Source organism: Magnetococcales bacterium, from assembly GCA_015231925.1.
Classification (GTDB): domain Bacteria; phylum Pseudomonadota; class Magnetococcia; order Magnetococcales; family JADGAQ01; genus JADGAQ01.
Genome location: JADGAQ010000149.1, coordinates 1 through 10470, shown reverse-complemented (window position 1 = coordinate 10470; position 10470 = coordinate 1). Strand labels below are relative to the sequence as shown.

Annotated in this window: 12 protein-coding genes; 9 read left to right on the top strand and 3 right to left on the bottom strand. The window is 62.8% G+C overall.

Features of this window, described 5'->3' with window-relative positions; genetic code table 11:
- From nifB to draG, 4 genes are all read left to right on the top strand, one after another.
- On the top strand, nt 1-1191 hold a 1191-nt coding region (gene nifB, locus HQL56_14620; GenBank protein MBF0310754.1), incomplete at its 5' end, for a nitrogenase cofactor biosynthesis protein NifB.
- Nucleotides 1191-1469 carry a 4Fe-4S binding protein gene (locus HQL56_14615; GenBank protein MBF0310753.1) on the top strand — a complete coding sequence of 93 codons (279 nt, stop codon included), beginning with the start codon at nt 1191-1193 and terminating at the stop codon, nt 1467-1469. The genes nifB and HQL56_14615, both read left to right, overlap by 1 nt.
- A complete protein-coding gene (locus HQL56_14610; protein ID MBF0310752.1) occupies nt 1396-1839 on the top strand; it encodes a nitrogen fixation protein NifQ in 444 nt (147 codons plus the stop codon). Before HQL56_14615 ends, HQL56_14610 begins: the two co-directional genes overlap by 74 nt.
- Nucleotides 1818-2753, top strand: a complete 936-nt coding sequence (draG, locus tag HQL56_14605; protein MBF0310751.1) for an ADP-ribosyl-[dinitrogen reductase] hydrolase — start codon at nt 1818-1820, stop codon at nt 2751-2753. Before HQL56_14610 ends, draG begins: the two co-directional genes overlap by 22 nt.
- 85 nt (nt 2754-2838) lie before the next feature.
- Here draG and HQL56_14600 read toward each other — a convergent pair whose 3' ends face one another.
- Genes HQL56_14600 through HQL56_14590 form a run of 3 tightly spaced genes read right to left on the bottom strand, consistent with a single transcriptional unit; the run spans nt 2839 to nt 5465 of the window.
- Nucleotides 2839-3687: an NAD(+)--dinitrogen-reductase ADP-D-ribosyltransferase gene (locus HQL56_14600; protein ID MBF0310750.1), complete on the bottom strand. Its 849-nt coding sequence runs from the start codon at nt 3685-3687 to the stop codon at nt 2839-2841.
- A gap of 4 nt (nt 3688-3691) precedes the next feature.
- Entirely contained in the window at nt 3692-4312 is a 621-nt protein-coding gene (locus HQL56_14595) for a hypothetical protein (protein MBF0310749.1), read from the bottom strand.
- Nucleotides 4305-5465, bottom strand: a complete 1161-nt coding sequence (locus HQL56_14590) for an AAA family ATPase (protein ID MBF0310748.1) — start codon at nt 5463-5465, stop codon at nt 4305-4307. The genes HQL56_14595 and HQL56_14590 overlap by 8 nt, the downstream gene beginning before the upstream one ends.
- A gap of 316 nt (nt 5466-5781) precedes the next feature.
- Between HQL56_14590 and nifH the strand changes: the two genes are divergently transcribed.
- The 5 genes from nifH to HQL56_14565 all read left to right on the top strand — a co-directional run bounded on the left by nifH (nt 5782) and on the right by HQL56_14565 (nt 10394).
- Nucleotides 5782-6684: a nitrogenase iron protein gene (nifH, locus tag HQL56_14585; protein ID MBF0310747.1), complete on the top strand. Its 903-nt coding sequence runs from the start codon at nt 5782-5784 to the stop codon at nt 6682-6684.
- A gap of 17 nt (nt 6685-6701) precedes the next feature.
- Entirely contained in the window at nt 6702-8150 is a 1449-nt protein-coding gene (gene nifD, locus HQL56_14580) for a nitrogenase molybdenum-iron protein alpha chain (GenBank protein ID MBF0310746.1), read from the top strand.
- Between the two features lie 66 nt (nt 8151-8216).
- Complete coding sequence (gene nifK / locus HQL56_14575; protein MBF0310745.1) at nt 8217-9785, top strand: nitrogenase molybdenum-iron protein subunit beta; 1569 nt, start codon at nt 8217-8219, stop codon at nt 9783-9785.
- Between the two features lie 10 nt (nt 9786-9795).
- A complete protein-coding gene (gene nifT, locus HQL56_14570) occupies nt 9796-10008 on the top strand; it encodes a putative nitrogen fixation protein NifT (protein MBF0310744.1) in 213 nt (70 codons plus the stop codon).
- Nucleotides 10009-10013: 5 nt separating this feature from the next.
- Complete coding sequence (locus HQL56_14565) at nt 10014-10394, top strand: hypothetical protein (GenBank protein MBF0310743.1); 381 nt, start codon at nt 10014-10016, stop codon at nt 10392-10394.
- Nucleotides 10395-10470 lie beyond the last annotated feature (76 nt).

Sequence of the window (10470 nt, the reverse complement as noted above, 5' to 3'; positions counted from 1 at the left end):
TATGGCGAGGAGGCGGCTCACCGTTATGCCCGCATGCATGTGGCGGTGGCGCCGGCCTGCCACATTCAATGCCATTACTGCAACCGCAAGTACGATTGCGCCAACGAGTCCCGCCCCGGTGTGACTTCCGGGGTTCTCGATCCCGAGGCGGCTTTGGACCATGTGGCGGCGACGCAGGCCCGATTGCCTCACCTGCGGGTGGTGGGGGTGGCCGGTCCGGGAGATGCCCTGGCCAATCCGAAGCGCAGTTTTGCCTTTCTCGAAGGGCTGCGGCGGCGATTCCCCGAGTTGATTCCCTGTCTTTCCACCAACGGGCTGGCCCTGCCGGGGTATGTGGAAGAGCTGAAGCGCCTGGATGTGGCCCACGTCACCGTGACCGTCAACTGTCTGGATGCGGCCATCGGCGAGGCCATCTATCCGTGGGTTTTCTGGAAACACCGCCGCCGTTTCGGACGGGAGGCCGCCGCCATCCTGCTGGAAAACCAGATGGAAGGTCTGGAGCGGGCCGTGGCGGCCGGGCTGATGGTCAAGGTCAATTCGGTGCTGATTCCCGGCGTCAACGACCGGCACCTGCCCCAGGTCAACCGGGTGGTGAGCGGCATGGGGGTGGCCATCCACAACATCATGCCGCTGCTGGCCCCGCCGGAGAGCGCCACCTTTTACGCCCGGATGGGGCAGCCGGTCCCGGACGAAGTCGATCTGGAGCAGGTGCGGGCGCAATGCGGCGGGTCGGCCCATCTGATGCGCCATTGTCGCCAGTGCCGGGCCGACGCGGCGGGATTGCTCGGGGAGGAGCCCCGGGCTCGCACCATTCCGATCGCCCGGTCGACCGTGTCGTCGGAGATCTTTCAGGTCGCGGTGGCCAGTCGCACCGGGGAACGGGTGGACGAACATTTCGGTCACGCCAGCGCCTTCCGCGTCTATCGTCTCACCCCGCACGGCGTGGGCCTGATGGTCAAACAGCGCCCCGTCTCGCGCCATTGCCACGGGTCGGACTCCTGCGGCGAGTCGGATTCCCCGCTGCAACGGATCATCGACACCCTGCGGGATTGCCGCGCGGTGGTTTGCGAACGCATCGGCCCCGATCCTCAGGATGCCCTGCGGGCAGCGGGCATCGAGCCGGTGCAACGTTTTTCCGGTTCCCCGGTGGTGGAAGCCCTGTCGACCCTCAATCGCGAATGGAGAGTGTGATGAGCATGGTTATTACGGAGGAGTGTGTGGCCTGCGCGGCCTGTGAACCCGAGTGTCCCACCGGGGCCATCATGGAACGCAAAGGCCTTTATGTGGTGGACAGGAAGGTTTGCGTGGATTGCGAGGGCTATTTCGACCGGCCGCAGTGCGGCGAGGTCTGCCCGGTGGAAGGAGCCATCATCGACCACAAGGGGCGTCCGCTCAATGCTTCCGGCAGTTTGCAAGGCACCTGGCCAAAGGAGACCAACGATGGAACTGTCGCGACCTGGCGTCATTGAGGAGGCATTACCCTTTGCCTTGCGCCAGGAGGCTCTTTCCCGTACCGGGGAGGTGCGGGATCTGGTGGCTTTGTTCCTGGAGCATCGGGTGGACGCCTCCCCGGTGTGGGATCGACTGGCCTGGCGCATCGCCCTCGGCTGCCTGGGAGGCAATCACCTCTGGCAGGATCTGGGGCTCTCCTGCCGGGAGGAGCTGACGGCGATGTTGCAACGGGGATTCCCCTCCCTGGTGGCCCGCAATGCATCGGACATGAAATGGAAGAAGTTTTTTTACCGACAGTTGTGCGAACGGGAGGGGGTCGGTCTGTGCCGGGCGCCCACCTGCCAGGTTTGCCGGGATTACGACCGGTGTTTCGGTCCCGAAATTTAGCCCCGGAAGGCAGCCTGCTGCAGCAGCGGGCGGTGGGGGCCTATCTGGGGTTGGCGGTGGGGGATGCCCTGGGGGCCACGGTGGAGTTCATGACGCCGGGGGAGATTCGGGCCCAATACGGGGTGCATGATCGTTTGCGAGGGGGCGGCTGGCTGCACCTCAAGCCGGGAGCGGTCACCGACGACACCACCATGGCGCTGGCCCTGGGGGAGGCGATTCTGGCCGAAAAGCGCCTGGACGCGGAGTTGGCGGCCCGTGCTTTCGACGGTTGGATGCGCAGCAAGCCGGTGGATATCGGCAATACGGTGCGTCGCGGACTGCTGCATTTCCGGCGCACCGGAGTGCCTCTGGCTCCGCCGAGCGAAACCGACGCGGGCAACGGGGCCTGCATGCGCCTGTTGCCCGCGGTGTTGGCCACCTGGGATCGGCAGGAGGAGGAGACCCGGCGGGCGGTGCTGGCTCAGGCACGGGTGACGCACAACAATGCCCTCTCCGATGCGGGATGTCTGGCGGTGGCCGGCCTGTTGCGCCTGGCCCTGCACGGCATCGGCCTGCCGGAGTGGATTCGCGGTCCGCTGGCGGCGTTGAATGCCGCTTTCCCGGTATTTCGCTTTCGCACGGAACGTCCGACGCTCAACCCATCCGGCTATATCGTGGAGACGCTGCAGGTGGTATTTCAAGGGGTGGTGGACAGTGATAGCTTCGAGGAGGCCTTGATCACCGTGGTCAATCGCGGCGGCGACGCCGACACCACCGGAGCGATTGCCGGCATGCTGGCCGGGGCGCTTTACGGGGTCAAGGCCATCCCCGCCCGCTGGCTCGACGCCCTCGACCCCAACGTGCGCGAGGCCTGCCGTCGTCAGGCCCTGGGCTTGATCGGGATTCAAGGGGGGATCCTGCGGGACAACCACTGAAACCGCCGTCTTCAACACCACCAAACACAAAGATTCCCGATCCGCGACCGTTCCGCCGCCAGGGGGAACGGTCAGACGGTATCGACTACCCCGCCAACGTCACCTCATAAACCCCGCCGATGACCATGAACTCCTCCTCACCCTTGAGTATGCCTGGCAGCAGCCGGTTGTAGAAGAAGATTTTGCCGAGGGGTACGGCGCATTCCAGTATGCGGTCGCCGAACTCGTCGGCCCGTTCGCGGCTGCGGGTGAAGGAGTTGAGGTTGTTGAGCAACACCACCCGATGATGGCCGTCCAGCTTGCGCAGCAGGGGCAGCTCCTCCAGGCGATTGAGGCCGCGAAAGAGGGTCATGTGCCGGGTATCGGGGAATTTGCGGCTCATCTCCTCCTGGCAGAAGGTGTAGAGCAGGTCGAGTTGGCCTTCCAGGAAGTTGGTGTTGTAAATCCCTTCGCTCTGCATGGCCAGATAACGCCGGAAGGTCTCCCCCTCCGGAGGGTCCAGCACCCCGCCGTGATAACGGGGCAGCAGGCCGAAGCGGCTGCTGACCCAGCCTTTCAGCACTGCCGCCTCCCGTCCGTCGGGATTGAACAGCCAGCCCCGCAGCATGCGCAGATAATCGGCCTTGTCCCGCCGCACCCGGCTGTTGGGGTCGAAGCCCTGGTCCTCGGGGCGCTTCAAGGCGAAATAGACCACCATGTAGTCCATGAACTGCACCACCCGCTCCTCCGGACAGGAGAGCCGTTCCAGCCGCCGGAAGAGGTCGGCGTGGATGGCGCGCACCCCGTCGAGTTCCAGGGGATGGGGGTGCTGCTGAAAACGCCAACTGCCCAGCACCGCAGCCGGCAGGTTGCAGCGATTGAACAGCAGCCGCGCCGCCGGGGGCACGGTGAGAGAGTCGTTGCGGGGGGATGGAGGGCTGTCCGGTGATGCCATGGCCTCAGACGCGCTTTTCGGAAAAGAGATGGGGAATTTCCAACAGGCGCTTCCAGGTCCGGCTCAGGCTGGGGGAGTTTTCCAGGGCGGTCTTCACCCGCCAGTGGCCAAAGACGAAGTTTTTCAGATGCTCGTTATAATGAAGACCGATGGGGGTGGCCTGTTCCGGGTCGGGAAGCATCTCCTTCTTGAGGCGGTTGTTCTTGGATTTGCGGATAAGTTGCAGAAAGGATCCCTTGGCATCGGGTAATTCGTCGGGTCGTTGGGGGATCTTGGTTTCCGGAATGGCCAGAAAGGAGGCCAGGGCTTCCCGATGGGCCATCACCCAGGCTTCGGCTTCCCGAACCGCCAATCGGAACAGCAACCCCCGCGCTGCCGGTTCCGGCAGCCACTCCTCCAGCAGGGAGCCGGGACAGAGGGCATCGTCCAGGTCGGTCAGGACCAGTACGGGATATTGGCGAGCCAGTTGATTGTAAGAAACCATGCGACTTCGGATTGCTCCCTTTCCGCCAACACTGCCCTTTCCCTCGATGTTGAAAAGGATTCCGGATTGCTGGATCATGGCCCGGATCAGCGCCTCCCCGAGAGGGTCTTCCGTTACCAGAAACAGGGAGAGGTCACTCATCCCAAAGGCCTTTGCCCTTGGTCGTTTGCGGCCGGGTTTTGGGCAGTATCACCTCGCTGACCGTCAATCCGGCCCGCAGGGCTGTTTTTTCCTCTTCGGATGGGGAGCGAACCGTGGTGCCCTCCCTTTCGGGTTCCAGCAGCAATACACCCCGTTCGTCGATGGGATTGGAGAGTATCGCCGCGCTGTGCGTGCTGATCAGAACCTGGCGTTTGGGGTTTTTGGCCCGTTTCAGAATGCTGTCGATCATCTGGGGAATCCGCTGCACGATGGCCTCGTTCAGGGAGAGTTCCGGCTCCTCCAGCAACAACAGCGAATCCCCGTCCAGCAGCGACCACAAGAGGCCGATGAGGCGTAGTGTGCCGTCGGAGAACTCCTCTTCCCGCTGCCAGGCCCCCTTGGGCCGCCAGTGGTCGTAACGCGCCTTGATGTGGGGTTTGCCGTTGTTCGGGTCGGTTTCGAAGAGCAGTTCCTTGAATCGCGGTACGGCGGTTTGAAGCACCGCCTGGATTTTGTTCAGGCGGGAATCGCGGGTTTTTTTCGGGGTTTTGCACACCCGCTCCAGGAATCCCTGCCCGAAAGGATCCTCTTCCAACAGACTGCCCCCGATGCGTTCGCCGTATTTGAGCAGTTGCGGCACCAGGTGCAGATAGGTGGCGCCCTGCAGAAAATTGGCCAGTTCGCGAAAGGCCTGATTGGCGTTGATCTGTTCCAGGGCGGTCTGGGTGAGGCGTTCCCTGTCCGACAGATCCTGTTCATTGGGGCGATCCAGAAGAACCCGCCTGTTTTTGGTGACCTTTTCTTCCAGAAGAACCGGTCGCTGCAGGCCTTTGCCCTCGCTTTTGAAGGCGATGGCGTAGTTCCAAAGATCCATTCCCTCCTTGGTCTCTTCGGTCAGTTCAATGGCGATACGTACTTCCGTTTCCTTGCGGGCCTGAAGGCAACGTAATTTGGAGAGCCCGCCACGGTCGCGGATGGCCTTCTGCAAGCCGCCCCCCTCGGGCTTGGCGATATCCCGCAAAAAGCGCAGTACATCGAGCAGGTTCGATTTGCCGGAGGCGTTGGGTCCGATAAGGTAGGTTCTGTCGTGCAGCGGGAAATCGACCTCATTAAAGTTTCGCCAATTCTTCAAGGTCATGCGAATAACTTTCATCGTCTTCTCCCCGGTGACTCAACTCCATCGATACGGCAACAATAGACACCCCTCGATAGGCTGTCAATCCAGACCCCGCCGGGTTCGGACCCGGTTTTTCTCCCCGACGCGAGCCTTGTCCGAAAGAGGACATTCCCCTTGCCTTTGTCGCATTTCGCACCTGCAAAATATCGGGTCAGACAGTTAAAATTCACCTTTTAAAACAGCATAATAAAGCAAATCCTCATTTTGGCATGCGGAATGCCCTATCCCTTGCAAAGAGGCACTGCAAGGTGCGTACCCGCCCAAGTGAATGGACTTTCGAAGGAGACGACTCATGGCAATCCGGCAATGCGCGATTTACGGCAAGGGTGGCATCGGCAAGTCCACCACCACCCAGAATCTGGTGGCGGCTCTGGCCGAGGCCAAACAGAAGGTGATGATCGTGGGTTGTGATCCCAAGGCCGACTCCACCCGGCTGATTCTGCACGCCAAGGCGCAGAACACCATCATGCATCTGGCGGCGGAGGCGGGCAGCGTCGAGGATCTGGAGCTGGAGGATGTGCTCAAGTCCGGTTACGGAGGCATTCGCTGCGTGGAGTCGGGCGGGCCGGAGCCGGGGGTGGGTTGCGCCGGACGGGGTGTGATCACCGCCATCAACTTCCTGGAGGAGGAGGGGGCCTACGAAGAGGATCTCGACTTCGTCTTCTACGACGTATTGGGCGACGTGGTTTGCGGCGGTTTCGCCATGCCGATCCGGGAGAACAAGGCCCAGGAGATCTACATCGTGGTTTCCGGCGAGATGATGGCCATGTACGCCGCCAACAACATCGCCAAGGGCATCGTGAAGTACGCCAATTCGGGCTCGGTGCGCCTGGCCGGGCTGATCTGCAACTCCCGCAACACCGACCGGGAGGCCGATCTCATCGAGGCCCTGGCCGCCAAACTGGGCACCCAGATGATCCACTTCGTGCCGCGTGACAACGTGGTGCAGCGCGCCGAGATCCGTCGCATGACGGTGATCGAATACGATCCCAAGGCCGGCCAGGCGGACGAATACCGCGCCCTGGCCAACAAGATCATCAACAACAAGAAGCTGGTGATCCCCAAACCGCTGAGCATGGATGAACTCGAAGATCTGCTGATGGAGTTCGGCATCCTCGACGAGGAGGACGAGTCCGTCATCGGACGCACCGCCGCTCAGGAAGCGGTGATGACCTTTTCTCCCGCAATGGCCTGACGACGGAGGGTGATGCCATGTTGGACACGGAAGAAGCCCGGAAACTGATCCGGGAGGTGTTGTCGGTCTACCCGGAAGAGGCGGCCAAAGAACGGCTGGAGCATCTGAACGTCGCCGAAGCGGGTGACGGGGAGGGGGCGGGCTGCATCACCGCCAACCGCAAGTCGCTGCCGGGGGTGATGACCATTCGCGGCTGCGCCTACGCCGGATCCAAGGGGGTGGTCTGGGGCCCCATCAAGGACATGATCCACATCTCCCACGGACCGGTGGGTTGCGGCCAGTACTCCCGCGCCGGACGGCGCAACTATTACATCGGCTGGACCGGGGTCAACGCCTTCGGGACCATGAACTTCACCTCCGATTTTCAGGAGAAGGACATCGTCTTCGGCGGGGACAAGAAGCTGGCCAAGCTGCTGGGCGAGGTCAACAGCCTCTTTCCCCTCAACAAGGGTATTTCGGTGCAGTCGGAGTGTCCCGTCGGCCTGATCGGCGACGACATCGAGGCGGTGGCCAAGAAGGCGGCGGCGGATTTGGGCAAACCGGTGGTTCCGGTGCGTTGCGAAGGCTTTCGCGGGGTTTCCCAGTCCCTGGGGCACCACATCGCCAACGACACCATCCGGGATCACATCCTGGACCGCCAGGAGCCCAAGGTGGGCGCCGAGGTGGGGCCTTACGACGTGGCCATCATCGGCGACTACAACATCGGCGGTGACGCCTGGTCCTCCCGCATCCTGCTGGAGGAGATGGGGCTGAAAGTGGTGGCCCAGTGGTCCGGGGACGGCACCCTGGCCGAATTGGAACGCACCCCCTCGGTGCGGCTCAATCTGGTGCACTGCTACCGCTCCATGAACTACATCTGCCGCCACATGGAAGCCAAATACGGCATTCCCTGGATGGAGTACAACTTTTTCGGTCCCGGCAAGATCGCCGCCTCGCTGCGCAAGATCGCCAGCCGCTTCGACGCGACGATTCAGCAGGGGGCGGAACGGGTAATCGCCAAATACCAGCCGCTGGTGGACGAGGTGACGGCGCGTTACCGGCCCCGCCTCGAAGGCAAACGGGTCATGCTCTACGTGGGCGGCCTGCGTCCCCGGCACGTCATCGGGGCCTACGAGGATCTGGGCATGGAGGTGGTCGGCACCGGTTACGAGTTCGGCCACAACGACGACTACGAACGCACCTGGGAGGAGGTCAAGGACACCACCCTGATCTACGACGATGTCACCGGCCTGGAGCTGGAGCGTTTCGTGGAGCGGGTGCGGCCCGATCTGATCGGTTCCGGCATCAAGGAGAAGTATGTTTTCCAAAAGATGGGCATTCCCTTCCGGCAGATGCATTCGTGGGACTATTCCGGGCCGTATCACGGCTACGACGGTTTCGCCATCTTCGCCCGGGACATGGACATGACCATCAACAATCCCTGCTGGGGTCTGATGCGGCCCCCGTGGCGGACGCACGCCGCTTGACGACGTTTTTCCACTGACAACGGGTGGTTCCACGGATGGGTGGGCCACCCGCGAAAGGAGACGACGATGACCCAGACCGTGGCCAATACCATGCCGTGTTACCCCCTCTTTCAGGAGCCGGAATACCGGGCCATCCTGGCGGAGAAGGCGCTGCACGAAAACCGCGAATCCCCGGAGAAGATCGACGAGACCTTCGCCTGGAGCACCACTCCGGAGTACAAGGCCCTCAATTTCGCCCGTGAGGCCTTGACGGTCAATCCCGCCAAGGCCTGCCAGCCCCTGGGGGCGGTGTTGTGTTCCCTGGGATTTCGCGGCACCTTGCCCTATGTCCACGGCAGTCAGGGCTGCGTGGCCTACTTCCGCACCTATTTCAACCGCCATTTCAAGGAGCCCGTGGCCTGCGTCTCCGACTCCATGACCGAGGACGCGGCGGTTTTCGGCGGGCAGAAGAACATGTTCGCCGGGCTGCAGAACGCCAAGGCCCTTTACGAGCCGGAGATGATCGCCGTCTCCTCGACCTGCATGGCCGAGGTCATCGGCGACGACCTCAATGCCTTCATCACCAACACCAAGAAGGAGGGGCGCATTCCGGCGGATTTCCCGACCCCCTATGCCCACACCCCGAGCTTCATCGGCAGCCATCTGACCGGCTGGGACAACATGTTCGAAGGCATCCTGCGCTACTTCACCCTCAACACCATGGAGGGCAAGGCGCCGGGCAAAAACGGCAAAATCAATCTGGTGCCGGGATTCGAGACCTATCTGGGCAACTACCGTCTGCTCAAGCGCATGATGGCGGAGATGGGGGTGGAAGCCACCCTGCTCTCCGATCCCTCCGAGGTGCTGGACACCCCGGCGGACGGGCGCTATCGCATGTATGCCGGTGGCACCACCCGCGAGGAGATCCTCGACGCGCCCAACGCCATCGACACCCTGTTGCTGCAACCCTGGGGTCTGGACAAAACGCGGAAATACGTCAAGGAGACCTGGAACCAGCCGGCCACCGCCCTCGACGCCCCGTATGGCCTGGCGGCCACGGACCGCTTCCTGATGACCCTTTCGCAACTGACCGGCAAGCCGATACCCGCTTCGCTGGAGTTGGAGCGGGGCCGTCTGCTCGACATGATGACCGATTCCCACACCTGGTTGCACGGCAAGCGGTTTTCGGTGTACGGCGATCCCGACTTCGTCATGGGCATGGCCCGTTTCCTCATGGAGCTGGGGGCCGAGCCGCTGCACCTGCTGTGTCACAACGCCACCAAACGCTGGGGCAAGGCCATGGAGCAGCTTCTGGCCGGCTCGCCTTACGGCAGGGGCGCGGAGATCCACTTCGGACGGGATCTGTGGCATCTGCGTTCCCTGGTTTTCGAGAAGAAGCCCGATTTTCTCATCGGCAACTCCTACGGCAAGTTCATTCAGCGGGACACCCTGCGCAAGGGGCGGGAACACGAAGTTCCGCTGATCCGTATCGGTTTCCCCATTTTCGACCGGCACCATCTGCACCGTCAGGCCACCCTGGGATACGAAGGGGCCATGTATGTGCTGACCACCCTGGTCAACGCGGTGCTGGAGCGTCTCGACGACGACACCCGCTTCATGGCCCAGACCGACTACAACTACGATCTGATCCGATAGGGGACGGGAGATGCCCGATCTGATGTTGCGACGCAATGACCGGGGGCAGTTGACCTGTTACGTGGCCAAGAAGGACCGGGAGTCGGTGGTGGCGCGAGTGGAGTTCGATACGGAGGAGGGCTGGGGCGGTACTTTGGAATTGGAAGGGGGGGAGCGGTATTACCTCGATCCCCAGCCGACCCGCCCCACTTTTCCCTGTCAACTGCGAGCCAGAAGGGGGTGAATTCCATGGCACGAAGCGAAGGCACGGTGCGGGTGGCCTGCGCCAGCCAGGGTCCGGGTTTGCTGGACGGTCATTTCGGCAGTTGTTCGCGTTTTCTGGTTTTCGACGTGGGGCCCGGAGAGCTGGTTGCGGTGGAAGAGCGCCGCATCGAGGGGCCGGACAAGGGCGAAGCGGCCACCTTGCGGCGTCTGGAGGCGCTGCGGGATTGCCGGATGGTCTGGGTGGCGGGCATCGGCGGCCCGCCTGCGGCGCGGCTGGTGCGGGCGGGCATTCTGCCGGTGCGTTTCGCCGGGGCTCCCGCGTTGCAGGAGCTGCTCGACAACCTGAAGGCGGTATTGTCCGACCGGCCACCGCCGTGGCTGGCCAAGGCGATGGCGGCCCACTGATCGCGGGTATCCGTTCAGTAAAACGGGGGTCCGGGGGGGATTATCCCCCCCGGCGGGGTTCGGGGCGGAGCCCCGA

Coding starts and splice junctions, on each gene's coding strand:
- HQL56_14590 (MBF0310748.1), bottom strand. CDS start 5,465: ATGAAAGTTATTCGCATGACCTTGAAGAATTGGCGAAACTTTAATGAG.
- HQL56_14595 (MBF0310749.1), bottom strand. CDS start 4,312: ATGAGTGACCTCTCCCTGTTTCTGGTAACGGAAGACCCTCTCGGGGAG.
- HQL56_14610 (MBF0310752.1), top strand. CDS start 1,396: ATGCTTCCGGCAGTTTGCAAGGCACCTGGCCAAAGGAGACCAACGATG.
- HQL56_14565 (MBF0310743.1), top strand. CDS start 10,014: ATGGCACGAAGCGAAGGCACGGTGCGGGTGGCCTGCGCCAGCCAGGGT.
- nifH (MBF0310747.1), top strand. CDS start 5,782: ATGGCAATCCGGCAATGCGCGATTTACGGCAAGGGTGGCATCGGCAAG.
- nifD (MBF0310746.1), top strand. CDS start 6,702: ATGTTGGACACGGAAGAAGCCCGGAAACTGATCCGGGAGGTGTTGTCG.
- nifT (MBF0310744.1), top strand. CDS start 9,796: ATGCCCGATCTGATGTTGCGACGCAATGACCGGGGGCAGTTGACCTGT.
- HQL56_14600 (MBF0310750.1), bottom strand. CDS start 3,687: ATGGCATCACCGGACAGCCCTCCATCCCCCCGCAACGACTCTCTCACC.
- HQL56_14615 (MBF0310753.1), top strand. CDS start 1,191: ATGAGCATGGTTATTACGGAGGAGTGTGTGGCCTGCGCGGCCTGTGAA.
- nifK (MBF0310745.1), top strand. CDS start 8,217: ATGACCCAGACCGTGGCCAATACCATGCCGTGTTACCCCCTCTTTCAG.